Annotated in this window: 22 protein-coding genes; 14 read left to right on the top strand and 8 right to left on the bottom strand. The window is 58.6% G+C overall.

What is annotated here, in order from left to right; genetic code table 11:
- Positions 1 to 25 precede the first annotated feature (25 nt).
- Positions 26 to 805 (top strand): SDR family oxidoreductase, encoded by a 780-nt coding sequence (locus E7738_RS08260; RefSeq protein WP_394516284.1) that lies wholly within the window; start codon positions 26 to 28, stop codon positions 803 to 805.
- Here E7738_RS08260 and E7738_RS08255 read toward each other — a convergent pair.
- Positions 802 to 1,377, bottom strand: coding sequence for a DedA family protein (locus E7738_RS08255; protein ID WP_021508476.1), 576 nt, complete (start codon positions 1,375 to 1,377; stop codon positions 802 to 804). The two genes, E7738_RS08260 and E7738_RS08255, sit on opposite strands and share 4 nt — an antisense overlap.
- Positions 1,378 to 1,541: 164 nt before the next feature.
- Here E7738_RS08255 and E7738_RS08250 point away from each other — a divergent pair, with 164 nt between their 5' ends.
- The 3 genes from E7738_RS08250 to E7738_RS08240 all read left to right on the top strand — a co-directional run bounded on the left by E7738_RS08250 (position 1,542) and on the right by E7738_RS08240 (position 5,958).
- The gene (locus E7738_RS08250; RefSeq protein ID WP_021508475.1) at positions 1,542 to 2,129 is read left to right on the top strand and encodes a Yip1 family protein; all 588 of its coding nucleotides are present in this window, start codon (positions 1,542 to 1,544) and stop codon (positions 2,127 to 2,129) included.
- 224 nt (positions 2,130 to 2,353) lie between these two features.
- Complete coding sequence (pbpG, locus tag E7738_RS08245) at positions 2,354 to 3,292, top strand: D-alanyl-D-alanine endopeptidase (protein ID WP_058758039.1); 939 nt, start codon at positions 2,354 to 2,356, stop codon at positions 3,290 to 3,292.
- A gap of 224 nt (positions 3,293 to 3,516) precedes the next feature.
- Positions 3,517 to 5,958, top strand: coding sequence for a DUF3772 domain-containing protein (locus E7738_RS08240; protein WP_021508473.1), 2,442 nt, complete (start codon positions 3,517 to 3,519; stop codon positions 5,956 to 5,958).
- A 102-nt stretch (positions 5,959 to 6,060) separates the two neighbouring features.
- On the opposite strand, the gene dld is transcribed toward E7738_RS08240, so the two are convergent.
- The gene (gene dld / locus E7738_RS08235; RefSeq protein WP_058757837.1) at positions 6,061 to 7,770 is read right to left on the bottom strand and encodes a D-lactate dehydrogenase; all 1,710 of its coding nucleotides are present in this window, start codon (positions 7,768 to 7,770) and stop codon (positions 6,061 to 6,063) included.
- 155 nt (positions 7,771 to 7,925) lie between these two features.
- Between dld and bglX the strand changes: the two genes are divergently transcribed.
- Complete coding sequence (gene bglX / locus E7738_RS08230) at positions 7,926 to 10,223, top strand: beta-glucosidase BglX (protein WP_031279874.1); 2,298 nt, start codon at positions 7,926 to 7,928, stop codon at positions 10,221 to 10,223.
- 182 nt (positions 10,224 to 10,405) lie between these two features.
- Positions 10,406 to 11,284, top strand: coding sequence for an oxygenase MpaB family protein (locus tag E7738_RS08225; RefSeq protein WP_058775313.1), 879 nt, complete (start codon positions 10,406 to 10,408; stop codon positions 11,282 to 11,284).
- Here the strand turns inward: E7738_RS08225 and E7738_RS08220 are convergent.
- On the bottom strand, positions 11,275 to 11,568 hold the full coding sequence (locus E7738_RS08220; protein WP_150361787.1) for a DUF983 domain-containing protein: 294 nt from the start codon (positions 11,566 to 11,568) through the stop codon (positions 11,275 to 11,277). The two genes, E7738_RS08225 and E7738_RS08220, sit on opposite strands and share 10 nt — an antisense overlap.
- Positions 11,569 to 11,794: 226 nt before the next feature.
- Here E7738_RS08220 and E7738_RS08215 point away from each other — a divergent pair, with 226 nt between their 5' ends.
- Complete coding sequence (locus E7738_RS08215) at positions 11,795 to 12,904, top strand: suppressor of fused domain protein (protein ID WP_058769485.1); 1,110 nt, start codon at positions 11,795 to 11,797, stop codon at positions 12,902 to 12,904.
- A 51-nt stretch (positions 12,905 to 12,955) separates the two neighbouring features.
- On the opposite strand, the gene E7738_RS08210 is transcribed toward E7738_RS08215, so the two are convergent.
- Positions 12,956 to 13,849 carry a LysR substrate-binding domain-containing protein gene (locus E7738_RS08210; protein ID WP_394516283.1) on the bottom strand — a complete coding sequence of 298 codons (894 nt, stop codon included), beginning with the start codon at positions 13,847 to 13,849 and terminating at the stop codon, positions 12,956 to 12,958.
- A 100-nt stretch (positions 13,850 to 13,949) separates the two neighbouring features.
- Between E7738_RS08210 and E7738_RS08205 the strand changes: the two genes are divergently transcribed.
- Entirely contained in the window at positions 13,950 to 14,684 is a 735-nt protein-coding gene (locus E7738_RS08205) for a sulfite exporter TauE/SafE family protein (protein WP_394516282.1), read from the top strand.
- Between the two features lie 157 nt (positions 14,685 to 14,841).
- On the opposite strand, the gene E7738_RS08200 is transcribed toward E7738_RS08205, so the two are convergent.
- A complete protein-coding gene (locus E7738_RS08200) occupies positions 14,842 to 15,414 on the bottom strand; it encodes a hypothetical protein (RefSeq protein ID WP_394516281.1) in 573 nt (190 codons plus the stop codon).
- Positions 15,415 to 15,457: 43 nt separating this feature from the next.
- Positions 15,458 to 16,870 (bottom strand): hypothetical protein, encoded by a 1,413-nt coding sequence (locus E7738_RS08195; RefSeq protein ID WP_394516280.1) that lies wholly within the window; start codon positions 16,868 to 16,870, stop codon positions 15,458 to 15,460.
- Between the two features lie 397 nt (positions 16,871 to 17,267).
- On the opposite strand from E7738_RS08195, the gene E7738_RS08190 reads away from it, so the two are divergent.
- Together E7738_RS08190 and idi are read left to right on the top strand one after the other, a co-directional pair.
- Positions 17,268 to 19,163 carry a methyl-accepting chemotaxis protein gene (locus E7738_RS08190; RefSeq protein ID WP_058769488.1) on the top strand — a complete coding sequence of 632 codons (1,896 nt, stop codon included), beginning with the start codon at positions 17,268 to 17,270 and terminating at the stop codon, positions 19,161 to 19,163.
- 193 nt (positions 19,164 to 19,356) lie between these two features.
- Positions 19,357 to 19,890 (top strand): isopentenyl-diphosphate Delta-isomerase, encoded by a 534-nt coding sequence (gene idi / locus E7738_RS08185; RefSeq protein ID WP_058757829.1) that lies wholly within the window; start codon positions 19,357 to 19,359, stop codon positions 19,888 to 19,890.
- A gap of 31 nt (positions 19,891 to 19,921) precedes the next feature.
- On the opposite strand, the gene E7738_RS08180 is transcribed toward idi, so the two are convergent.
- Complete coding sequence (locus E7738_RS08180) at positions 19,922 to 21,388, bottom strand: MFS transporter (RefSeq protein WP_394516279.1); 1,467 nt, start codon at positions 21,386 to 21,388, stop codon at positions 19,922 to 19,924.
- Between the two features lie 218 nt (positions 21,389 to 21,606).
- On the opposite strand from E7738_RS08180, the gene E7738_RS08175 reads away from it, so the two are divergent.
- Genes E7738_RS08175 through E7738_RS08160 form a run of 4 tightly spaced genes read left to right on the top strand, consistent with a single transcriptional unit; the run spans position 21,607 to position 25,344 of the window.
- Complete coding sequence (locus E7738_RS08175; RefSeq protein ID WP_058780854.1) at positions 21,607 to 22,515, top strand: glycine betaine ABC transporter substrate-binding protein OsmF; 909 nt, start codon at positions 21,607 to 21,609, stop codon at positions 22,513 to 22,515.
- 3 nt (positions 22,516 to 22,518) lie between these two features.
- Positions 22,519 to 23,685: an ABC transporter permease gene (locus tag E7738_RS08170; protein ID WP_282995668.1), complete on the top strand. Its 1,167-nt coding sequence runs from the start codon at positions 22,519 to 22,521 to the stop codon at positions 23,683 to 23,685.
- Positions 23,678 to 24,613 carry an ABC transporter ATP-binding protein gene (locus E7738_RS08165; protein ID WP_059011161.1) on the top strand — a complete coding sequence of 312 codons (936 nt, stop codon included), beginning with the start codon at positions 23,678 to 23,680 and terminating at the stop codon, positions 24,611 to 24,613. The genes E7738_RS08170 and E7738_RS08165 overlap by 8 nt, the downstream gene beginning before the upstream one ends.
- Positions 24,613 to 25,344, top strand: a complete 732-nt coding sequence (locus tag E7738_RS08160; RefSeq protein ID WP_127833836.1) for an ABC transporter permease — start codon at positions 24,613 to 24,615, stop codon at positions 25,342 to 25,344. Before E7738_RS08165 ends, E7738_RS08160 begins: the two co-directional genes overlap by 1 nt.
- A 167-nt stretch (positions 25,345 to 25,511) precedes the next feature.
- On the opposite strand, the gene E7738_RS08155 is transcribed toward E7738_RS08160, so the two are convergent.
- A complete protein-coding gene (locus E7738_RS08155; RefSeq protein ID WP_031279872.1) occupies positions 25,512 to 26,246 on the bottom strand; it encodes a MerR family transcriptional regulator in 735 nt (244 codons plus the stop codon).
- Positions 26,247 to 26,352: the final 106 nt, after the last annotated feature.

Here is a 26,352-nt window from a genome sequence, read left to right as displayed (position 1 = left end):
GACACCCATCAGGCAGGAGAACGTTATGACACTGGGCAAACAGAAAGTCGCCGTAGTGACCGCTTCAGATTCGGGGATTGGACGCAGCTGCGCCTTAATGCTGGCTGAGGCCGGCTACACCGTCGGCATTACCTGGCGCTCGGATGAAGAGGGCGCGCAGGAGACCGCGCGGCTGGTGGAGAGTAAAGGCCAGCAGGCCCAGGTGCGGCAGCTCGATCTGTCCGATCCGCAGGCTGGCGGGCAGCAGCTGGCGCAGCTGATCAACTCGCTGGGTCGCATTGATGTGCTGGTGAACAATGCCGGCGTGATGACCAAAGCCGATTTTCTCGATGTGAGCTTTGAGGACTGGCGCAAAGTCTTTACCGTTGACGTTGACGGCGCCTTTGTCTGCGGCCAGATTGCCGCACGGCATATGGTCGATCAGGGCGACGGCGGGCGCATCATCAACATCACCTCGGTGCATGAGCATGCGCCGCTGCCGGATGCCGCTGCCTATACCGCAGCCAAACATGCGCTTGGCGGGCTGACCAAATCGATGGCGCTGAGCCTGTTGCCGCACCACATTCTGGTGAATGCCGTGGCGCCGGGTGCCATCGCTACGCCGATGAACGACATGAGCAACAGCGAGGCGCACAGCCGGCGCATGCCGGAAATCCCGATTGGCCGCCCTGGCGATACGCGCGAAATCGCCAGTCTGGTGGCGTGGCTGTGCTCGGAATGGGCCACTTACACCACCGGGCAGTCATTCGTGGTCGACGGCGGCTTCATGCTGGCCAACCCGCAGTTCAAGGGTTACCACAGTTAACCGGCGCGGCGGCGGTTCCAGCGGCGAATCACAAAGCGCAGCACGATGCCGAACACAATTGCCGCCGCCAGCCAGATGAAGTGCTTGAGGTGCTGATCAAGCTTGTGCAGCCACGGCGTAATAATTTCACCGGCGAAGTAGCCGAGGGTGACAAAAATCAGCGCCCACAGCGCGGCGCCAATGACGTTAAGCACGAAAAAGCGCAGCGGCTTAAGACGGCTGGTGCCAATAATAATCGGTCCAATCAGGCGAAAGCCGTACATGAAGCGCACGCCAATCACAAACAGGCTGGGGTGCTTCTGAATCAGCCGGTTAGCTTTTTTAATGGTGTCCTGATGTTTGCGGAAGCGCCGCAGAATGCGCGTGCCATAGCGGCGGCCAAGCCAGAACAGCAGCTGATCGCCAATAATGCCGCCGCCCATCGCCGCCAGCACCACGCCGCTGAAGTGCAGCAGGCCTTCGTGCGCCGCGACGCCGCCCAGCAGGGTAAAGGTTTCCCCTTCGGCAATGCAGCCAATCAGCAGCGCCAGGTAACCGTACTGGGTGATTAATCCATTGATATCGATGTGCAATTGCTCCTCCCTGGGTAAGCGATACAGCTAACAGTCTAGCTGGCTGCGGCTTTTTTTGTGCCGCTGGCCGCAAAAACAGCCGCGCCGATTATACTTGAACTGAAGCTGCCTGCATTGGACAGCCTGATCGCTGGGGCAGCCCGTCGCATCAGAGGAGTGATTGTATGAATCATGTCTGGGGTCTTCTGGCGCATCCCAATCAGGAGATGCGTGATATCAAGCAGGAAAACGAGAGCGTTTCGCACCACTACACCCATCACGTTCTGCTGATGGCGGCGATCCCGGTGATCTGCGCCTTTATCGGCACCACGCAATTGGGCTGGAACCTGGGCGAAGGGCAGTTCGTGCAACTCAACATGCTGACCGGTATTGGTCTCGGCATTCTGTTTTACCTGATCATCTTAGGCGGTGTGGCGGTGATGGGCCGCGTCATTCACTGGATGGCGCGCGACTATCCGCAGCGTCCCAGCATCCAGCGCTGCACCGTGTTTGCCGGATATGTGGCAACGCCGCTGTTCATCAGCGGGCTGGTGGCGCTCTATCCGCTGGTGTGGCTGTGCGTACTGGCCGGAGCGTTAGCGCTGATGTACACCGGCTATCTGCTGTACGTCGGCATCCCGGTATTCCTTAACATTGACCGTGAAGAGAGCCTGCGCTTCTCCGGCTCGACGCTGGCGATTGGCGTGCTGGTGTTTGAGGTGCTGCTGGCGCTGACGGTGATTCTGTGGGGTTACGGACCACGCTTGTTCTGACCGTGATAAGGGTCAGGTCGTCAGCTATGGCGACCTGACTGATCCCGCTGCGCCTGGCAGCGACTGTTATGCCCGCCTTTTTTAACGCCCGGAAACAATCTCTCTAAGAAATTTCGCAGATGAGCGCGTATGATAGCGCAGCCAGCCCGCGTCGCATCAGGCCTGACGCCGGCGGCCTGTGTTACAACACAGCGCAAACCTCCTCACCGGATTTTTTTGACACGATGTCTGTAAAAATGCGTATTTCTTTGCTGTCGCTGGCGCTGTTTGTCGCCGCGCCAGCTGTGATGACTCCGGCGCTCGCCGCCGCAGCAAAACTGTCCGATCTGGCGCCGATTGCCCAGCCGCAAATCGCCTCCGGCAGCGCGCTGATTGTCGATCTCGATAATAATAAAGTGCTGTTTTCCAGCCATCCGGACCGGGTGCGGCCTATTGCGTCGATCACCAAAGTGATGACCGCGATGGTGGTACTGGATGCCCGACTGCCGATGGACGAAATGCTGTCGGTGGATATCAGCCAGACGCCCGAAATGCGCGGCGTGTTCTCGCGCGTGAAGCTCAACAGTGAAATCAGCCGCCGCAACATGCTGCTGCTGGCGCTGATGTCCTCGGAAAACCGCGCGGCGGCAAGCCTGGCGCATCACTATCCCGGCGGTTACGATGCCTTTATCCGCGCCATGAACGCCAAAGCGCGCGCGCTCGGCATGACGCACACCCACTATGTGGAGCCGACCGGTTTGTCGCTGCACAACGTCTCCAGTGCGGAAGATCTGGTGAAGCTGCTCAAGGCCACGCGCCAGTATCCGCTGATTGGTCAGCTGAGCACCACCAAAGAGGAGACGGCGGTGTTTAAACACCCCAGCTACGCGCTGCCGTTCCGCAACACTAACCATCTGGTGTACAAAAATGACTGGCGCATTCAGCTGACCAAAACCGGTTACACCGACGAGGCCGGTCACTGCCTGATAATGCGTACCATGATTAATAACCGTCCGGTGGCGCTGGTGGTGCTGGATGCGTTTGGCAAATATACCCACTTTGCCGATGCCAACCGCCTGCGCGACTGGCTGGAAACCGGCAAGGCGGCGCCGGTGCCGGCGGCCGCGCTGGCGTACAAAAAGCAGAAAGCGTCGCAGCTTGCCAGCAGTGCGGACGTGGAGTAGCGCAACCCGTTACTCAGCGTAGCGGCGCAAAGGAGTGCGCCGTGTATTGTGGTGGCGCGTGACTGACGGTCAACGGCGCTTAAATGAACAAAATTTCTTATCGTTAGCACCAATGTTTTACGCCACCATTCCTATAGTTTCCCTGACGGCAAAGTCCTACACTGGCGACCATTCACGGTCAACCTTGCGTTTATAGGCTGTTATTGCGCTGGAATCTCACTCATATGTTCAAGTTTCGTTCTCTGTTTACCCCGTTCCTGCTGCTACTGGTGTTATTCACGCCGGCGCTCAGCTATGCGGATGACAACGCCGCGCCCGCGCAGCAGGAAGAAGACGCGGCACCGAAGGTCAATCCGGCGGTTGAACTGCCGAAGATGCAGAAGATCCTCGACAAAATTAAGGGCCAGGTGTCTGGCGATACCAACGAAAACCAGCTCAACCAGCTCAATGAGATGGCGCTGGAGCTGTCAGGTAATGCGGAAACCCTCGGCCAGGCGCTGATTCCGCAGCGTCAGCAGCTGGATGCGCAGCTGGCGGTGCTCGGCCCGGCGCCGAAGGCGGACAGCGGCGTGAAAGAGACGCCGGAAGTGACGCGCAAACGCGCCGCGCTGGAGAATCAGAAGGGCAAGCTGGATGATCAGATCAAGCAGGCCGACGGCATCAAAAACGGGGCGCTGGTGCTGTCCTCGCAGATCGTCAACCTGCGGCGCGATCAGCTGAAAAGCCAGCTGGCGCTCAACTCCGGCAGTATTTTAGGGCCACGCTTCTGGTCACCGCTGTTCAGCCGTCAGGACCTGGATGGCGAAAAAATTGGCGACTTTATCAGCGAGCTGCAGGATACCGCCGCGCTGTCGTGGGAGCCGGGCTGGCGCGTGGGCACGGTCGGCTGGCTGCTGGCGGCGCTGCTGGTGATGACGCTGGGCCGGCGTTACAGCGAAGAGTTTCTGGCGTGGGTCAGCATTCACAAACTGCCGGAAGGGCGGCTGCGCCGCAGCTTCCTCGCCGCGGCGATTGCGCTGACTACGCTGGCGGCCGTGGTGCTGACCTTTAACTTTCTCTCGCTGGCGTTTGTGCGGCGCGATGAAGTGTCCAGTGACGTGCAGGATTTTATCAGCCGTCTGGTGCAGCTCAGCGTTTACTGCGGACTGATCGCCGGTCTCGGCCGCGCATTTCTGTCAACGCGCCGCCCGAGCTGGCGTCTGCCGAGCATCTCCAGTGAAGTGGCGCTGGCGCTGAAGCCGTTCCCGCCGATTACCGCCGCGCTGGTGTTTATCTTCCAGACCGCCGAGTCGTTTAACTACACGGTCGGCACCAGCCTGAACACCACCATTTTTGCCAACGGCCTGACGGCGCTGCTGATTGGCTGCACCGGGCTGGCGATCAGCATGCGCACCAATCGCGTGCGTCGTCGCATGGCGCAGGCCGGCAATCCGCCGGAAGCGCGTCCCACAGTCGTCGGCCTGGTGCAGCTGGCGCTGACGGTCACCGCCGTGGCGATTCTGGTTTCGCTGATTGTCGGCTACGTCACGCTGGCGCGCTTTCTCAGCTATGAAGTGATCTGGTGCGGCATCTTGTTTGGCTCGTTCTACTTCCTCAGTCATCTGATCAACGACGGTTGTGAAAGCCTGTTCTCCACCAACAACGCGACCGGCAAGCGGTTGCAGACCTCACTGAATATTGACGAGCGCTATCTGCAGCAGGCGGCAACGCTGCTCAGCGCCGTGGGGAAAACCCTGCTGGTGGCGTTTGTCGCGCTGGCGCTGCTCAACGGCACGTTTGCCTCGTCCACGCCGATTGAGCTGATCCAGAAAGTCATTGAGTTCTGGGGTGGCAAAGGGCTGGAGTCGCTCAACATTGTGCCGGCGCACATGGTGAACGCCATTCTGTGTCTGGTGGTGGGTATCTACGTGCTGCGCTCGGTGCGGCGCTGGCTGGACAAAGAGTTCCTGCCGAAGACCACCATGGATATCGGCATGCGCGTGTCACTGGTGACGCTGTTCAGCAATATCGGCTACGTGCTGATTATCCTGCTGACGCTGTCGATTATGGGGCTGCAGTGGAACAAGCTGGCGTGGATCGTCAGCGCCCTGTCGGTGGGTATCGGTTTCGGCTTACAGGAGATCGTGAAGAACTTTATCTCCGGTCTGATCCTGCTGACCGAGCGTCCGGTGAAGGTCGGCGATCTGGTGAGCATCAGCGGCATCGAAGGGGATATTCGCCGTATTAACGTGCGTGCGACTGAGATTCAGCTGGGCGATAAATCCACGGTGATTGTGCCGAACTCGCAGCTGATTTCGCAGAACGTGCGTAACGCCACCATGGGCAATGCGCAGGGCGTGGTGACGATTCAGCTGACCTTCCCGCTGGATATCGATCCGGTGCAGGTGCGCGAACTGTTGCTGGACGTGTATCGCGAGAACGAGCGTATTCTCGAAACGCCGGAGCCGTCGGTTTCGTTTAAAGATTTGACGCCGGCCGGCATTGTGCTGAGCGTGACCGGCAACGTCGCCAGCCAGCGCCAGATTTCCGGTGCGAAAAGCGATCTGCTGTTCGATATCCTGACGCGCCTGCGCAAAGAGGGCATCGTGCTGTCGACGCCGCAGACCATGATCATCGAACGCCGCGCGCTGCCGGCGACGCAAAATGAAGGTGAAGCGTTGCCATAATGGCACGAGACCGTAGCGGCGCAATTCATTGCGCTAAGGTTTGCCTCTGATGCAGCAAACCCGCGCGATAAATCGCGCCGCTACGGGTCCGGCAGATCTGACTCAGGCTTTCACCGCCCAGCCTTTTTGCTTACTGGTTTTCCCGATGCCCGGGTTAAAGGTATTGGTCGGATCGAGCTGGCGGTAAAACGCCTGCAGCTGCGGTTTGGCCGCATACAGATGGCCAACGTTATGCTCTGCCGGATACTCCGCGCCGCGCGCCGCGAGGATCGCCAGCATCTTCTCCTTCAGCGCATGGGCATCTACGCCTTTCTTCACAATGTAATCCTGATGGAACACGTGGCAGAAGAAGTGGCCGTAGTAAAGGCGATGAATCAGATCGTTATCAAACTCCGGCGGCAGGCGCTCAAACCACTCCTGATCGTTGCGGCGCAGCGCAATGTCCAGTGCCAGAATATCCTCCACTTCGTCAGCGTGCACCGCGTGATAGCGCACGGCGGCACCGGCTGCGGCAAAACGATGCAAAAAGGCGTGCGCGCCCTCTTTGGCGTCGCAGGCAAAGAACTCACCGCCGCCTTCGCGGAAATACTCCTGCAGATACGCCTGCGCTTCGGCCACGCCGTCGCCGGACATCTTCAGCATCAGGTGGTGCTCGTATTTGTCACGATACTGCTTCAGGCGCTTCGGCAGGTGCGCCGGGAACCAGCGGCTGATGCGTTGCAGCAGGCGATCGGTCAGGTGCGGCTTAACGAAGCTCAGCTTGCTGAGCCAGGCATCAACCCGGCCTTTGAGGGTGAAAAACAGCGGCATTTTATCGGTGCCGAGTTTATCAATCATCACAAAGGTGTCTTTGCCGTAGACCTCGGCGATGTCGAAAATATCGCGGTGCATGTACTCACCGGCGACTGGTAAATGGGTAAACTCCGCCAGCATGTGGCGACGCAGCTCGCCGAGCGTCGCCGGGTCGTTGGTGCCAATGTAAAACACCTGCTGCTTCGGCTCGGTGGGGAAGGTGTCGAGCCGCACGGCAAACACCGCCAGTTTGCCGGCGCAGCCTGACGCTTCAAACAGGCGCCGCTGGTCGGCGTTGAAACGCGCCGGTGTATCGGCGTGAATGTCCCGCACCCGCTCGGCGTATTCGTGGTCGGACGCGTGACGCGCATCCCAGCGCACGTCATCCGGCTGCCAGCGCTCGTCGTCCAGCCGGCCGAGAATCTCTTCCGGCGAATGACCGAGTTCGATGCCCAGATGGTTGACCAGCCGGAGCTTGCCGTCGGCGTCCACCTGCGCAAACAGCGCCATTTCGCTGTAGGCCGGGCCGCGTTTGATCAGCGAGCCGCCAGAGTTATTGCAGATGCCGCCCAGCACCGAGGCGCCGATGCACGAGGAGCCAATCACCGAGTGCGGCTCGCGCCCCAGCGGTTTAAGGGTTTTCTCCAGCTGATACAGCGTGCTGCCGGGGAAGGCGAGAATCTGCCTGCCGCCATCGATCAGCTGCAGTTTGTCGAGACGCAGGGTACTGATGATCACCACCGGGCGATCGTAATCGTTGCCGTTGGGCGTTGAACCTTCGGTCAGGCCGGTATTGGCGGCCTGCATCAGCACGATGGCATCGGCCTGTACCAGCGCCTGCAGCACGCGCCATAGCTCCAGCAGCGAGCCGGGGAAAACCACCGCCAGCGCATCGCCCTCGCCGGAACGGAAACCCTTACGATAGCGCGCGGTCTGCTCCGCGTCGGTCAGCAGCTGTGATGCGCCGACCAAACGGCGCAGCTCGGACAGCAGGGCAGGGTGTGAGGTGTTGTTATTCATTAGCCTATCCTTGTCGTTAACGTGGCGTTTCTACTGTAGCACGCGTCGGCCACGGGGGCGCAGTGTGACAATGGCGGCTACCTGCTATCCTCATCTTGTGGCACACTGCCCCGGTTATTTCGATATTGCGCAGTTACTTAAGAGAACCCGACCTGATGAAATGGATTTACTCTGTTAGCCTCGCTGTTTCCCTTGCCGTGCAACCCGCGTTTGCGGATGACCTGTTCGGCCCCCATCCAATGACGGAACAGGCGCGCGACGCCTTTGTTAATCAGCTGCTGAGCAAAATGACGCTGGATGAAAAGATTGGGCAGATGCGCCTGATCAGCGTCGGTCCGGATACGCCAAAAGAGGCGATTCGCGACATGATTCAGCACGGCCAGGTCGGGGCGATTTTCAATACGGTAACGCGTCCGGATATCCGCGCCATGCAGGATCAGGTGATGCAGCTCAGCCGCCTGAAGGTGCCGCTGTTCTTTGCTTATGACGTGGTGCACGGCCAGCGCACCATTTTCCCGATCCCGCTCGGCCTCGCCGCCAGCTGGGATCTGCAAGCCGTTAGCGAAGTGGGACGCATCTCCGCCTATGAAGCGGCAGACGATGGCCTCAACATGACCTGGGCGCCGATGGTGGATGTGTCGCGCGAACCGCGCTGGGGCCGCGGCTCTGAAGGATTTGGCGAGGATACCTACCTCACCTCGCAGATGGGCAGTGCGATGGTCAAAGCCATGCAGGGCAAGAGCGCCGCCGACCGCTACGCCATCATGACCAGCGTTAAGCACTTTGCAGCTTACGGCGCAGTGGAAGGCGGTCGCGATTACAACACCGTCGACATGAGCCCGCAGCGCCTGTTCCAGGATTATCTGCCGCCGTATAAAGCTTCGCTGGATGCCGGCAGCGGCGGCGTGATGGTGGCGCTCAACTCGCTGAACGGCACCCCGGCCACCGCCGACAGCTGGCTGCTGAAAGATATTCTGCGCAACGACTGGAAATTCAAAGGCATCACCATCAGCGATCACGGTGCCATCAAAGAGTTAATCAAACACGGCGTCGCCAGCGATCCGCAGGATGCCGTGCGTATTGCGCTGAAATCCGGCATCGACATGAGTATGAGCGACGAGTATTACAGCAAATACCTGCCGGGGCTGGTGAAAAGCGGCGCGGTGAGCATGGCGGAAATCGACGATGCGGCCCGTCACGTGCTCAACGTTAAATATGACATGGGCCTGTTCAACGACCCGTACAGCCATCTCGGTCCGAAAGGCAGCGATCCGCAGGACACCAATGCGGAAAGCCGCCTGCACCGGGCGGAAGCGCGCGACGTGGCGCGCCGCAGTATGGTGCTGCTGAAAAACTGGCATGAAACCCTGCCGCTGAAGAAAGAAGCGACCGTGGCGCTGGTGGGACCGCTGGCCGATAGCCAGCGCGATATCATGGGCAGCTGGTCGGCTGCGGGCGTGGCGAAGCAATCTGTCTCGCTGCTGCAGGGCATGCGCAGCGCCATGGCCGGCAAAGGCACCGTGCTGTATGCCAAAGGGGCCAATATTTCTGATAACAAAGGTATCCAGAACTTCCTCAACCTGTATGAGCAGGCGGTCAGCGTCGATGCCCGTTCGCCACAGCAGTTGATTGACGAAGCGGTCGCGCAGGCGAAAAAAGCGGACGTGGTAGTGGCGGCCGTGGGCGAGGCGCAGGGCATGGCGCATGAAGCGTCGAGCCGCAGCGACCTGGTGATCCCGCCGAGCCAGCAGAAGCTGCTGGCGGCCCTGAAAGCCACCGGGAAACCGCTGGTGATTGTGCTGATGAATGGCCGTCCGCTGGCGCTGGTGAATGAGGACCGCATGGCGGATGCGATGCTGGAGACCTGGTTCAGCGGTACCGAGGGCGGTAACGCCATCGCCGATGTGCTGTTCGGTGATTACAACCCATCGGGCAAACTGCCGGTGTCATTCCCGCGCTCGGTCGGACAGATTCCGATTTATTACAATCATTTGCCAACCGGCCGTCCATACAATTTCGAGAAGCCGAACAAGTACACCTCGCACTACTACGACGCGGTCAACGGTCCGCTCTATCCGTTTGGTTACGGTTTGAGCTATACCCAGTTCAGCGTGTCGCCGGTGAAGATGTCTGCCCCGACCATGCCGCGTAACGGCACGGTGGAAGCCAGCGTGACGGTGACGAATACCGGCAAACGCGATGGTGCCACGGTGGTGCAGCTGTACCTGAACGATCCGGTTGCCAGTATCAGCCGTCCGGTGCAGGAGCTGCGCGGCTTCCAACGCATTATGCTGAAGGCCGGCGAGTCGCAGACCGTGCGCTTTAAGATTGATGTCGATGCGCTGAAGTTCTGGAATCAGAAGATGCAGCACGTCGCCGAGCCGGGCAAATTCAACGTGATGATCGGTCTGGATTCGGTCAGAACCCAGGATGCGCAGTTCGATTATTTGTAATTGAGGGTTTGTTATCCTGGTTTCCCTCACCCTAACCCTCTCCCGGCGGGAGAGGGAACCGATCAAACCGACTTTTAGCGGATATTATCCTCTGACCTGCCCGCTTCAGCGGACTGCCCCCTCTCCCGCGCGCGGGAGAGGGCTAGGGTGAGGGAAAAGGTCATTAGCGCAAGAACGAACAAATGAATCTCCGCCACCGCATCGAACAGCAGGTCTTTCGACTTAACGGCCTGTCGCTCAACGAATTTGACATCTCTCAACCGCCGGGCGATCCCGGCCTGTTCGGTCCTGACCACATCATCTGGCAGGTGCACGGCGACTTTCCCGCGATGCTGTGCGGCGGCATCAGCGCGCTGATGCTACAGATGCTGCATCCGGCGGCGCTGGCGGGCGTGTGGGATCACTCCAGTTTCCGCCAGGACATGCTCGGCCGGCTGCGGCGCACCAGCCAGTTCATCGCGGTCACCACCTTCGGCAACACCGCCGATGCGCATACGCTGATTGAGCGGGTCAAACGCATCCATCTGCGCGTCACCGGCATCGATAACACCGGCAAACCCTATGCCGCCAGCGATCCGCATCTGCTTACCTGGGTGCACGTTGCAGAAACCAGCCGCTTCCTGGCCGCGCATCTGCGCTACAAAAATCCACAGCTCAGCCTCGCCGATCGCGATCGTTATTACGCCGAAGCGGCGCGGGTGGCGGAAGCGCTTGGTGCGCAGCAGGTGCCGAAAAGCGTAGAGGCGGTTGAGGCCTATTTACAGGCGATGCGGGCAGAGCTGGTTTACGATGCGCGCACTCACGAAGTGATGCAGCTGCTGCTTAATGCGCCAGCACCCAGCTGGCAGGCGAAACCGGCGATGCGCGTCATGCTGCGGGCTGGCTGTGGTCTGCTGCCCGACTGGGCGCAACAGCTGATGCAACAGCCGATCGGGCCAGTGGCGCAATGGCGGATTGATAAGCAGATCGCGTTGATTGCCGCCCTGTTGCGCTGGTCAATCCAGCGTGGCGCCTGGGCGCGTGCCATGCAGCGCATGGGGCGCGATCCGCGTTACAGGTGAAATTCATCCTGCTTGCTGGTGTAGCTGCGCGGCGTGCGCGCCTCGCGTTTCAGCAGGAGCTGGCGCTGCTGATAGTGATGCAGCAGCATGCCCAGGCCAACGCCCAGTAGCGCCAGCGGCACCAGCGTGTAGTAGATATCCAGCGGCAGCAGCACCAGCAGCGCGATGGCAGCGACGATCAGCGTCAGGGCTGCCATCACCCACGTATAGCGGACAAACAGCCACAGCAGCAGGGCGAGAATCACGATTTCGCGCAGATTGAGATCGAGGCTTTGCAGCACCATGACGACAGCTCCGCAACAGAAGAGTGCGCTGACAATAGCATGCGAAGCGGTAAAAGAATCGCAAAAAAATCTGAAGCTTCGCCGCCGCTGCCCCCGCCATTCTTAAGCCGGGCTGAACGATGGCCTGGCGCACTTTGAGAGTTTTACCCTTGTGTCACATGGCGCGAGTGCCGATCCTGCTCTATTCTCGGGGAAAATGGATCCCTCCAGGCATTGTCGAGGCGTTATGACACACCAACCTCTGATTGCTGAGGTGCCGAATCAGCAACACACTTTAACCGCCATTGTCGAACAGGATGCGCGTACCGCCTATTTTTATATCTGGCCGAACGACCTGTTCCGCAGTCAGTACGCCGTGCGCGGCTGCTGGTTGCGCAATCTGCTGCCGGCACCGGCGCAGGAAGATCGCGAAGCGATGGAGCAGGGTATTGCGCCGCTGCTCAGCGCCAGCTATTGCCGCACGCTGGAAGCGGAGCCGATGCTCGATCCGGCCGGCCTGCAGATTTTGTGGGAGCCCAGCGACGACGGTGCCGCGCTGTGGTATTACGGCCAGCTGCTGGCGGTGATCCCTGGCTGGAGCCTGTATCAGGATAAGCAGGTCAGCTTCTCGGCGGGCTGCATCAAAGAAAACCGTCTCACCGCGCCGCTCGGTTCAGCCTCCACCAACGATTACTACGCGCGCGCCGAACAGCAGCGTCATTTCTGGCGTGACTGGCACGATGGCCAGCAGTGGGATCGCGTGCAGAGCGAGCTGCTGCAGCGTTACCAGGCGCAGTTTGGTGAGTCGGTAAAATATTACGCCATCGATCAGGGCAACTGGCCGCCAATGGCGATTTCGCAGCACTGGCATAACGGCGTGTGGTATTTCTTCACGCTCGGCATGAGTATCCGGCCGATGCCGCAGGTGGATTACCTGTTTGATGAGCTGGCACCGCAGTACCGGCGTGTAGAGCTGGCGATGGCGGTGGATGGCGAAGTGATGACCGAGGCCAACGCGGTACAGATGGCCAGCGCGCTGGCGGAGTTTGCTCATCTGCCGTGGGCGCGGCTGACGTGGATTGGCGAAGGGCACACGCTGGCGTCGGAAGTTGCGCCGGTCGGCTTTGAAAGCTTCCTGCTGGCCAACGGGCTGGCGGGCGAAAGTGCACAGCTGCGGCTGCCGAAGCGCGACGGCGATCGGCCAAATCTGCTGTGGGCGACGCCGATCACCGAAGCCGAGCGGCTGTTTGCCCAGGCGGACGATCGCGGCGGCCAGCAGCTGCTGCAGCGTTTGCTGGCGCAGGGCAGCGATCATGTGTTCCGTCCGCGCCAGGAAGTGGTGGAGTCCGCACCGTAGTGCCTGCCGAAAAAGCCCCGACATACCCCTCTGGCAGCGACCAGGCGGGTATTAAGCGGATGCTTCCCGTTCCAGCCATGCGACAAAGCGGTTTAGCGACGATGATTTATCCACGTCAGGCGCAATTAACGCCACGTAGCGGCTTCCCTTCGCCTGAATAGCTAACGGGGTGACAAGCCGGTTGCCCTGCAGGTCATGTCCCAGCATTTGTATTCCACCGATACCCACACCGACGCCATCAATAATCGCCTGCAGACTAATATAATTGTGTTCGAATCGCTGAAAACGTTCCGGACGCACCTCGCCGACGCCAGCCTGCTTCATCCACCGTTCCCACTCGCCTGACCGCGTACTGGATAACACGACAACGTGGGTCGCCAGGTCTGCAGGGGTGTTCAGCGTTTTTGTGGCTAACAGTTTCGGCGCGGCAATCAGGGTGAGCTTTTCCTCAAATAACGCTTTCTTCTCAAAGTAACGCCATTCAGGTTTGTTCAGCGCATCCCGGCGAATCAATACGTCAAAGCCAGATAGCCCTTTCACCTCCGAACTGTTTGAGGTGGATACCGAGATTTCAATGTCAGGATATTGGCTGTGGAATGCCGGCAGGCGCGGGATCAACCAGTGCATCGCAAAGGTGGTTTGCGCATTGACGCGTATCGTGCGGGTGTTGGGTGTTTTGCCAAAGCGCACTGCGGCATCGCTGATGATGTCAAAAGCGGTGCTGATCTCTGCGGCAAAAGCCCGGGCATGTTCCGCCGCCACGCTGCGTTGTCCCTGGCGTTCAAATAACGGTTGTCCCAGCCACTCTTCGAGCAATTTGATCTGGCGGCTAACGGCACCGTGAGTCATCCCTAATTCCTCAGCCGCGTCACTCAGGCTGTTGGCGTGCGCGGCCGTTTCGAACAGCCGCAATGCATTCAACGGCGGCAGGTTACGTTTTTTCATCTGTGACTTTTAGTATCAGTGGTGGGCAATATTTATCGATATTATGATCGAATTGCCCTCATTAAGATGCGTGCTTTGCCGTTGAAAATGAGGAAAGTCAGTGGGTGATTATCTCTTTGTGACGCTGATCGCGATCCTCTCCGGGGCGCTGAGTGGCATCATCGGCACCGGTTCTTCGTTACTGCTGCTGCCGCTGATGGTCAGCAATTTCGGCCCCAGAGTGGCGATGCCGGTCATGGCTATCGCTGCAATCCTGGGAAATCTCTCGCGCATCGCGGTCTGGTGGCGTGAAATCGACTGGCGCGCCACTCTGGCCTATAGCCTTCCTGGCGTGCCAGCTGCGTCATTAGGCGCACATGTGCTGCTCTCTTTACCTGCCTGGATCATTGATGGCGCGCTGGGTCTGTTTTTCTGGGTGATGATTTTGGTCAGACGCAACCTGAAAAACAGTCACTGGACGCTCTCGATAAAGCAGTTAGGGTTTTGTGGTGGCGTGGTGGGTTTTCTGACCGGACTGGTTCTCTCCACCGGACCGGTGAGCGTGCTGATTTTTACCGCCTATGGATTGAGTCGTGGCGCATTTATTGGCACGGAAGCATCGAGTGCCTTGCTGTTATATTTCAGCAAGGTCAGTACGTTCGCCTTCCAGCAGGCGCTCTCAATGCAGGTTGTGCTCACCGGTGTGTTAGTGGGCAGTGGCATTATGCTGGGCACTCTGAGCACGAAGGTGATAGTCCAGAGACTGTCAGTCACACAATTTGCCGTGCTGATAGACGTCATTCTGTTTATTTCCGGCGCAGGATTAATCGTTAATGCCTGGTCAGGAGCACCATAAAATCAATCTTCATCTCCATTAAATAATTTAAGCGTAGCGGGTCAGCCCCATCGGCATCGCAACGAGAAGTCATAGTTGCAATAGGCAACGAATACTTTTCGCGCGATGCTGTGATGAGTCAGTTATGCAAGGTTCAGGTATGCAGGAAACAGACCTGTCAGATGATGACTACGCCGATTTTTGGGCATTCATCATAATGCGATGCGCCCCGGCACGAGCATAGATACACCGGTTCGTGAAAGCTTTTGGAGTATTGCTTGATCTCTTCCTGTGCACGGTCAACCGTCAAATTATGGAAAGAGTGATAAAAACCCACACACCAAAATGAACGCTGCTTAATTTCAGTCTCAATGTAGTGTGATTTAACGATTGAATTCACTTTGGATATGTCGTGCAACATTCCTTTGACTAACGTTGTCGCTTTCATTGCCCGCTTAAATTCAAGGTAGATGTACTGATCCTTTGCAGTATTAGGTTTTCTGAAAATCAAATCGACAAACATGTAAAAACGATTGAGTTTGCTTCTTTGATCAGATTTCGCCTTCAACTCCCTTCTGGTGTGAAAACCCTTCTCATTCAAAAGGAAATATTCAAACTCAATTTGAAACCATTTTTCCCAGTCGTTGTACTCATTGGCCACGACATGGGCAAATCTGGCTTTTACTTCCTTTTTTTTAATAAACTCTAACAGTGATTCCTTTACAAGCTCAAAATCTTTAAATTCACTCATTTCAGATACCATAAATAATAAATGCTGTGTGCCTGCCTGCTGATTAACGTATTACACTTACATTTTCCAGTTTCACCAGGCTTTCCGGCTTATCACCTACCTGCATAGCAACGGTGACGAACACATTGAGATCCTGCAGCCAGGCGAGTCTGACACGGCTACCCGCTTGTCCTGAATCAGTTTGCTGACACTCGACTAAGAGATATTTGCCGCTAAATTCATCCGCAATGCTCTTTGCGTCTCCCATCGAGGTTACCTTGCAGCGTAACCGTGAAGACGTAATTTTCTTATCGGAGTCAATACTTTCCCATTGCGCCTGATATTGTTGACCCGTTACTAGCGGAAAACGCAGATCCGTCTGCAACTTATTAAGGAGAGATGCGCCTGTGCTGATGGACATGGTGAACTTAAGCTGCAACTGATTAGCCAGCGTCAAACGTTGCACCTTCCAGATACCGTAATCTTCCAGCTTACGTACATAACCATTTGGCTGTGCATCCAGCTGAACTTCAACCTTACCGAGCGTGCTTACTTCGGTATAACGGATTTGTTTGAAGCGTGGCAGCGCCCAGGGTTTAATCAGTGCTTGTGCCTGCCGTTCAATTTCAGCAGAAAGAGAATACTTATCCAGCCACTGCGAATTATTTTTACTCAGGTCTGGCATTAATGGCCCCATCAACGTGGATGCTGGCTTATTCGCAGCGGACACAAAATGTCCTTCAGCGGTAAACTTTTTTCCTGCGGGTAACTGGCAGAGCTGATCGAAACGTTGTGTCATCTGAGTATCAATTTTGAAGCTACTCTTGCGGCGAACAAGGTCAGCAGTGATGAGTGAATCTGTAACGCGCCCCTCGCTGTCGAAATTCATGGCAGCAATTACAGCACCCTGATGGGTCTTACAGTTGTACAGGTAGTGTTCTGTTTTTAATCCCAGCGGCGCATCGTAAGGCGGTTCCCAGATGATATCTGCGTAATCATATCCCAGACGAACCGATAAAATATCGCCAGTGTGTTGAATGCTATTCACATCGACCAGTTTGGTGGTGCCGATTTCAGACGTGGCTGATAACTTTTCCCATCGAGCCTCTTTTATGGGGAGTTTGCACACCTTGTGGATATCGTCTGCGGTAATTTGCTGATCATCCTGTGCAGGCGCGTACCGGAGATAGCTGTTACCGTAATAACGAGCAATGGTTAAGCCCTTATCATTTAACAGATCCTTATACAGGAGCTGTGCTTTGCCCTGTTTGCAATCAATCGACCGCCATTGTTGCGCCGTTTTTCCGTTATTGAAGTTTAACGACACCATGAAATTTACCCGATCGTGGATGCGGGTAACGGAAAAGGGATTCATGATGGCACCTGTTAATTCGGGCATATCTGCAGCCTGGACGCAAGAAAACGGCAGGAGAGACAGCAAAGAAAGCGGACGAATTAAAGAGCGTACGAAGTACATATATGGTCCTTCATATATTGATTAAGAAGTTCAGGTATCGGCATCTTGCAGCAAATTTTTAGGCTCTGTGCGTGGGCAGCTTAGAAATGCACTATACGTGGGGCGAGTACGTCCGCTGTTAGCACAACACAAAGGAACCAGCGCTTGCGCCATATTCCCTTTCAGGACGATTCCGGACGGCGAACTGAAGGCCGAAAGCCCGGCGTAGCGACTGGCACGGAAGTTAACACCAGAGCGGTCAGAAAGGGGGCAGGGTAAGGCCAGTGACAATAAGCGCTCTTATGATCACGCTATTCAATCAGTTAACCATTTTGTGATCTGGCGCACCTCAAGTTCCTCTGTAACAAGCCGTTAACCTCGATCAGGCAACTCGCCACACCAGGGTAAGGGCACACCGATGTTAAAAACCACACAATCCCGTTTTACCGCGACCTTAGTCGCATTCTTCGTTGTTCTTATGCTGGTCACCGTCCTGGTGATTAACCAGTTCATCGCGCCGCAGCTTAGCCAGAACGAAAGCCGGCTGGTGCGCTATGAGGTGGATGGTCTCGCCGGACGTATCGTCGAGCAGATGAACCGCGTGCAGGCGCAGCAGCGTGCCATTACCGAAGCGGCGGGCGTGATGGACAGCGCCGCCATTGATACGCTGCTGCCGGCGCTGGTTAACCAGTATCAGGACAGCAACGTGTTCGGCGGCGGTATCTGGCCGTTACCCAACCGGCGCGATCCGGCTAAAGAGAAAGACAGCTCGTTCTTTGCGCGTAACGCCAGCAACCAGCTGCAGGTCAATACCTACTGGAACTCCGATGCTGCCGACAAATACTGGGAGCAGCCGTGGTACAAAGATGGCATGGCCGCAGAAAAAGGCCAGTGCGCGTGGGCGAAGGCTTATCAGGATGCTGCCAGCCCGCAGCCGCGCACCAACTGCGCCATGGCGATTTACCGTAACGGCACTGTGTGGGGCGTCTCAACCATTGACGTCACGCTCGGCTTTTTCAACCAGCTGGCGCAGCAAATGGGTGAGGCGATTCATGGCCGCGTACTGATTGTCGAAGCGGACGGCAAAGTGGTCGGTAATGCCGCGTTGCTGGAGGGGACGCCGAAGCTGGAAAATCTGGCTGATACCCAACTGCCAATGGCGGCGGCGCTGAAAGGGCTGCTGGCACAGGCCGGTTCTCAGCCGTCGCAAACCACCTTCAGCGGAGAAGATGGCGAGCACACGCTGTTCCTGCAGGCCATCCCCGGCAGCCCGTGGTATCTGGCCAGCGACGTGCCGTCCGCGCTGCTGGATGCGCAGACGCACAGCATGCTGACCCGTCTCGGCCTGGTCCAGATCCCGCTGGCGATTCTGCTGCTGCTGGTGCTGCTTGGCTTTGTCCGCGCGATGATGAAACGCCTGAATCTGCTGCATCAAAACATCGAAGCGCTGTCGACTGGTGGTGCGGATCTGACGCAGCGTCTGCCAGCCAGCAATAGCCCGGAATTCAACGCCGTGGCGCAAAGCTTCAACCAGTTCATCGCCCATTTGCAGGGGCTGATGCGCCAGGTGGGCGACAGCGCACTGGCGATTACCGCGGCTTCACGCGAAATCGCCAGCGGCAACGCCGATCTCTCGGCGCGGACGGAATCACAGGCGAGTTCCATTGTGCAAACCGCCGCGTCGATGGAAGAACTGACCGGCACGGTGCGTCAGAACGCCGACAACGCCACGCACGCTAACCAGCTGGCAGATGGCGCGTCTCAGGTGGCGGCGCGCGGCAGTGAAGTGGTGCGTCAGGTGGTCAGCACCATGGGCGAAATCCATCACTCCTCGCGTAAGGTGGTGGATATCATCAGCGTGATCGACAGCATCGCTTTCCAGACCAACATTCTGGCGCTCAACGCGGCGGTAGAAGCGGCACGCGCCGGTGAACAGGGGCGCGGGTTTGCCGTGGTGGCTTCGGAGGTACGCAATCTGGCGCAGCGTTCCGCCAACTCGGCGCGCGAAATCAAGAAGCTGATTGAAGAGTCGGTAGCTAATATCGACACCGGCAGCCAGCTGGTGGAGCAGGCCGGACAAACCATGGACGAGCTGATGCAGGGCGTCAGCAGCGTGACAACGCTGATGAGCGAAATCATGTCCGCCAGCCGTGAGCAGAGCATGGGGATCGAACAGGTGAACGTGGCGATTACCCAGCTCGACGGCAGCACCCAGCAGAACGCGGCGCTGGTGGAGCAGGTCTCGGCAGCGGCGCGCGCCATGGAAGAGCAGAGCGTGCAGCTTGAGCAGGTGGTGCACGGCTTCAAACTGTAATTCATCCCGTCAGAAAGCACAGCGGCGCGTTTTTTGCGCCGCTGTCACGCTTTTTCCTGCCTTATTCTCCAGAATTATCCGCTGGCTGCTAAGCTTACTGCTTATCGCGCCAGCGCACGGAATGTGCGCGATTTTCTCCGCTGCCGCTTCCGCTATTGTGTACAATAGTGGGGATTTTTCCGAAGGAGTTGTCATGCCCGCCATTGAAGTTATCCTCGTTGACCACCTCGATCGTCCCACCGGCAAGATGGAAAAGCTGGAAGTGCATGAGAAAGGATTGCTGCATCGTGCGGTAACGGTTTACGTGTTCAATTCGCGCCATGAACTGTTGCTGCAGCGCCGGGCGCAAAGCAAGTATCACTGCGGCGGTTTGTGGAGCAATACCTGCTGCAGCCATCCTTACCCGCAGGAGCCGACGCGCGATGCGGCTGAGCGCCGCCTGCGTGAAGAGATGGGACTGGATCTGGCGTTAACGCCGGTGTTTGAACTGAGCTATAACCTGCCGCTCAGCAACGGTCTGATCGAACATGAGTACGGTCACGTGTTTTTCGCCATCAGTGACGAAGTGCCGGTGCTCAACCTTGATGAGGCTGACGACTGGTGTTACCGCTCAGTCGAACAGATTCAGCAGGAGATGCGCGATAATCCGGCAAAATTCACGCCGTGGTTCCTGCACACTTTTCCGCGCATCCCCAATACGCTGGGCGATTTCCGCCTCACCGCCTGAGCCAACGCCTCATCGCTGAGGCGTTATCCGCTTACTGAAAATCTTCCGCATCGACGTCATAGCCTGACGGTTCCCAGCGAATCGCCAGCAGCGCCAGTAATCCGGCCAGCGGTGCGAGCAGGATCACCCAGAACACGCCGGTGCCGAACGCCGCGACCAGCAGCGGAAACACAAACAGGGATACCGTCGAACTGGCGCGCATCAGCGTCTGGTTAAAGCCGACGCCCACGCCGCGCAGCGAAGCCGGATAGCTCAGCGAGGCAAACGTCATGGTGTGCGAACCCGGACCAAACCCCTGACCGAACAGGAACAGCGCCAGCATGGCAATCGCCAGGGCCGCTTCCTCGCCGCCGGCCGGGCGACCAATCAGCGCCAGACCCAGCAGCGCCGCACACTGGCAGGCGTAACCGGCCACCGACATCTTCCACGCGCCCAGCCGTGGCACCAGCCGCACCGCCAGCAGGCCGCCAACAAACGCAAACAGCAGGTTAAGCGCCAGCGAGACCAGAATGGTGGTCAGCATCGACTGCGCGAGGAAGCTGGAGATGATCACCGGCAGGCCAAAGGCCACGGCGTTATAGGCGAACGACGAGGCAATCGAGGTTATCGTTGCCAGTAGCGTACGGCGGCGGTAAACGCCTTGCAGCAGCGCGCCATAGTTGCGCCAGCTGGCTTTACGTACTGGCTGTACGGCAGTGAGCTCGGCATCCTGCGCGACCTCCGCGTTGATGTTATATGACCGCCGCAGGATTGCCGCTGCACCCTGCAGGTTGCCCTGATTTGCCGCCCAGATCGGTGATTCGCTCATGTAACGGCTGCGGATGGCGATGATCAACAGCGCCGGTACCGCGCCAAAGCCGAGGATCAGCCGCCACAGCCAGTCAGTATGGCTCTCTGGCAGCACCGCATACAGCAGCAGCACCAGCAGATAGGAGATGCTGATCGCCGCGTACCAGGTGGGGCACCACATCGCGACGCTGGCGGCCTTATTGCCCTGACCGCGCAGTCGGGAAAACTCCGCCAGAAACGCCATCGCCACCGGCAGATCGATGCCGACGCCGAGCCCCATCACAAAGCGCGCCGCCGCCAGTACATACTCGTTCGGCGCAAAGGCACAGGCCAGTGCCGCCACCACGAAAAAGAACATATCGGCCATAAAGACCCGATAGCGACCAATTTTATCGGTGAGATAGCCACCGATCAGCGCACCAACGATCGCGCCAAAGGTGATAGCCGACGCCACCATGCCGGTGCCGGCGGGCGTCAGATTGAATTCGCGCGTGACATCTTTAATACCGAAGGCCAGCGCACCAAGATCGTAGGCATCGAGAAAAACCCCGCCCAGCGCAATGGCGATGACGATGCGCGCATTGCTGCGCGAGGCATTACTGTTATTGACCAGCCGCGTCACGTCGGCTGCACTGCGAATCCACTGCGTATCGCCCTGCGGCGTATTCCCTGCCAGCGCCACGTGCGCCGAAGAAGTTAAGTCGGACATGATGTTGTGTGATTTATTGTAAAGAGTGGGGGCTATGAGCATAAGCCGCGCCAAGGATGTGAAAAATTCTATTTGGTTATAAGTGCAACCAAAGCGTTCTATAAAACCGGCAACGGATAGCAGAAAAAGAACGAATTGCGCCGCTTGACCGCACCCATCCCGTTTCGCCAGGCTACGCTTGATAATCACTGAAAGAAAATAATGCTGAGGAAAGCACCATGATTAAGCAGGGTTTATTGGGGATGATCGCATTCGCGATGAGTGTCGGGGCCGTGCAGGCAGCGGACCCGGTCAAGGTAGGTTCCAAGATCGATACTGAAGGTTCGCTGCTCGGCAACATCATTCTGCAGGTGCTGAACCAGCATGGGGTAAAAACCGTGAATAAAATCCAGCTCGGTACCACGCAGGTGGTGCGCGGCGCAATCACCGCCGGTGAGCTGGATATCTACCCGGAATATACCGGCAACGGGGCGTTCTTCTTCAATGATGAGAAGGACGCGGCGTGGAAAAACGCGCAGCAGGGCTATGAAAAGGTGAAAAAGCTCGATGCAGAGAAAAATCATCTGGTATGGCTGACGCCAGCACCGGCTAACAACACCTGGACCATTGCGGTGCGCGGCGATGTCGCGCAGCAGAATAACCTGCAATCCCTCGACGATCTCAGCGCTTACCTGAAAAAAGGCGGCACCTTTAAGCTGGCGGCGTCGGCGGAGTTCATCGAGCGCAGCGATGCGCTGCCGGCGTTTGAGAAAGCCTACAACTTCAAGCTGGGCCAGTCACAGCTGCTGTCGCTGGCCGGCGGGGACACCGCCGTTACCATCAAAGCGGCCGCCCAGCAAACGTCCGGCGTCAATGCGGCGATGGCTTACGGTACCGACGGCCCGGTCGCGGCGCTCGGCCTGCAAACCCTGAGTGACCCGAAGGGCGTACAGCCGATTTACGCGCCCGCGCCGGTGATCCGCGCCAGCGTGCTGCAACAGTACCCGCAGATTGCCGACTGGCTGCAGCCGGTATTCAGCAAGCTGGATGAGAAAACCCTGCAGCAGCTCAACGCGCAAATCGCCGTTGACGGTCAGGACGCCAGCCAGGTGGCGCAGCAGTGGCTGCAGCAGAATAAGTTGCTGTAAGCGGTGCTGTCACGGATAAACCGACCGCGCCAGCAGCCGGTGCTGCTGGTGCTGACGCTGCTGATCACGCTGGCGCTGGGAGCGCTACCGCTGCTGAGCTATGCGGCCAACCGGCTGGTCTCCGGACAGCCGCTGATGCTTTGGCAGGTAACGGCGGGCTGGCTGCTGCTGCTGCCGCTGTTATGGCTATGGCTGGGATTGTGGTGGCCGCCAGGTCGCGGCGCGGCGCTGGCGCAGCTGCTGGGCGCGGAGCTACTGTTCGCCCTGCTGATTGGCATCGGCGGCCACGCCGCCAGTGAGCTGGCCCGCAGCGGCAGCCCGCTGGCGCGCACCGCGCTGGGCAGCGGCCTCTGGTGTGCGGCAGGATTAGCGCTGCTGCTGGCCGCCGAAGCGATTCGCCAGCTTAGCCAGCAGACGCCACTGCGTATTCTGCTTAATCTGCAACTGTGGCTGCCGCCGCTGATACTGCTGCTGAGTGGTCAGCTGGACGCGCTGTCGCTGCTAAAAGAGTACAGCAATCGCACCGCTGTCTTTAACGCCGCGTTCAGCCAGCATCTGCTGCTGCTGGGCGGCACGCTGCTGCCCACCTTACTGATTGGTCTGCCGCTGGGACTCGCCATCGCGCGTCGCGCCCGCTGGCAACATGCCGCCTTCAGCGTGCTGAATCTGATCCAGACCGTGCCGTCTGTGGCGTTGTTTGGCCTGCTGATTGCACCGCTGGCCGGGCTGGCGGCGCATTTTCCGCAGCTGGCGCGCCTCGGTATCAGCGGGATTGGCGTCGCGCCGGCGCTGATTGCGCTGGTGCTGTATGCACTGCTGCCGCTGGTGCGCAGCGTGGTTGCGGGGCTGCAGCAGGTGCCGCAGGAGGTGCGTGAAACCGCGCGCGGCATGGGCATGAGTAGCTGGCAGCAGTTCTGGCAAGCTGAGCTGCCGCTGGCGCTGCCGGTGTGGCTCTCCGGACTGCGCGTGGTGGTGGTGCAAACCGTCGGGCTGGCGGTAGTCGCCGCACTGATTGGAGCCGGCGGCTTCGGCGCCATTGTGTTTCAGGGACTGCTGAGCAGCGCACTGGATCTGGTGCTGCTGGGCGTGATTCCGGTGGTGGCGCTGGCGGTGATATTCGATGCGCTGCTGCGATTGCTGTCGGCGCTGCTGGAGAGAGGACATGATTGAATTTCATCAGGTGAGCAAAGCGTTCGCCGGTAAAGAGGCGATTCGCAACCTGTCGCTGAAGATTGAGAAGGGCAGTTTTACCGTGCTGATCGGCACGTCCGGCTCGGGTAAATCCACCACGCTGAAGATGATTAACCGGCTGGTTGAGCATGACAGCGGCGAAATCCGTTTTGCCGGTGAGCCGATCGAGCAGATGGATGCGCGCGCGCTGCGGCGGCGCATTGGCTATGCCATTCAGTCCATCGGCCTGTTTCCACACTGGAATGTGGCCAAAAATATCGCCACCGTGCCGTCGCTGCTCGGCTGGCCGCGGGAAAAAATTGCCGCACGGGTTGAGGAGCTGCTGGCGCTGCTCAATCTCGACAGTCAGCTGGCGACGCGCTATCCGCACCAGCTCTCCGGCGGTCAGCAGCAGCGTGTTGGCGTGGCGCGCGCGCTGGCGGCCGATCCGGAACTGCTGCTGATGGATGAACCGTTCGGCGCGCTCGATCCGGTCAACCGGCAGGCGCTGCAGCAGGAGATGCTGCGCATTCAGCAGCTGTCGGGGCGCACCGTGGTACTGGTGACGCACGATATCGACGAAGCGTTAACCCTCGCCGATCAGCTGGTGCTGATGGACGGCGGAGAGATTGTGCAGCAGGGACGGCCGATTGACCTGCTGACGCAGCCTGCCAGTGATTTCGCGCGCCAGTTCTTTGGCCGCAGCGAGCTGGGCGTGCGTCTGCTGGCGCTGGGGCGGGCCGGCAGTGCGGCACGACGCGGTGAGTGGCTGGAGGCGGAACCGATCGCCGCCGGGCTGACGCTGCGCGAGGCGCTGTCGCAGTTTATTGCGCGCCGCACCGACAAATTACCGGTTGTCGATCAACATCAGCAGCCGCTGGGCGTGCTGCACTTTAGCGATTTGCTGCGACAGCAGGAGGCGGGCTGATGCGAGTGCTGCGCGATCCGCTCTACTGGCTGCTGGGGGTATTTCTGCTGTTGCTGTGGGGGTTACCGCACAGTGCGCCGCTGTTTGCGCACTGGTTTCCGCAGCTGGAGCGTCCGCTGTACCAGCAGGAGAGTTTCTGGCAACTGGCGCTGGCCCATCTGTTGCTGGTGATCAGCGGCAGCGCGCTGGCGATTGTGGTGGGCATTGGCTGTGCGGTCTTCGCTACCCGTCACGGCGGCAGGGCGTTCCGCCCGCTGCTGGAGACGCTGGCGGCTGCCGGTCAGACCTTTCCGCCGGTGGCGGTGCTGGCGATTGCCGTGCCGGTCATGGGCTTTGGCGCTGCGCCGGCGGTGATGGCGCTGTTTTTGTATGGGCTGTTGCCAATTCTGCAGGGCACGCTGGCGGGACTGGACAGCGTTCCGGCCAGCAGCCGTGAGATCGCCGTCGGTCTGGGAATGGGACCGTGGCGGCGTCTGTGGCAGATAGAGCTGGCGCTGGCGGCACCGGTGATCATGGCAGGCGTGCGCACCTCAGTGATGATCAACATCGGCACCGCGACCATCGCCTCAACCGTCGGGGCGGAGAGTCTGGGTTCGCCGGTGATTATCGGTCTGAGCGGCTTCAATACCGCCTATGTGATTCAGGGCGCGCTGCTGGTGGCGCTACTGGCGCTGATCTGCGACCGGCTGCTGGAGCGGTTGCAGCACGCACTCAGTGGGTATGCAGAATAAGGCTGTAGCCAACCAGCATCATGCCGCCCATGCCGCCAATCGCCATGATGGCAAACAGGGTGCCAATCAGAATTTTATTCCAGTTCATAGGTAAACCTGAGAAAAGTCATGAAGTGCGGCATGATAACGCGCACATGCGGTAAGGCAAAGGCCGCATGTGCGATTTTTCAGGTCGGTTCGTGGACGTGAATCGAGAAGCCCTGAGCCTGCCAGTGTTCGAACTGCTCCAGCTGGCGGCGCGTCGGCTTTTTACCGGTCCAGATAAACAGATGCTGGCCGGGAAACAGCTCCGGACGCGGCATATCCAGCGGTTCCGCCAGCACATCAATGCGCCAGCCCTGCTGCGCTAAGCGCCAGGCTTCCAGCCAGATGCGGGTGCGATCTTCTACGCCCCAGCCAATCATTAAGGCATCTTTGCCGGCTTTTTTACGCGCGCCTGCCAGACAGAACGCGACATAATCAATCAGTGCGCCGTCCAGCAGACTGCACATGGTGCGGGCGGTATTTTGATCCAGCCCGAGACGCTGGCGTACCGGTACAAAAACGTGGTCAATCAGCGCATCGACCGGGTGTTCACGGCCAATGGTGGCGATTTTGGTGCGCAGTTTGGAGGCGCGCACGTGGCGCAGCACGCTCATCAGCTCTTCCTGCAGCGCCGTCCAGCCGTCATGAACGTTGAAGGTCTCTCCTTCAAGCAGGGCTTTGACTTTGCCAACAGGCACACCGCTCTCTATCCAGCGTTTGATCTCTTCGATCCGCTGAACATCTTCATCATCAAATTGTCGATGACCACCCTCAGTGCGCTGCGGCTTTAACAGTCCATAACGACGCTGCCAGGCGCGCAGGGTTACCGGGTTAATTCCACAGCGCTCGGCAACATCACCGATACTGTATAAGGCCATGGCATCCTCTAAAATTCTGACCTGCATAACAACACCTTAACCGCCAGAGTGAGCTTGTACAATGATTATTTTATTGTACAACTTGACCCACTGCACGATTTCGGGC

It is taken from the genome of Pantoea sp. SGAir0430, from assembly GCF_043549295.1.
The sequence above is the reverse complement of the archived record's forward strand: the minus strand, read 5'-3'. Positions and strand labels throughout refer to the sequence as shown.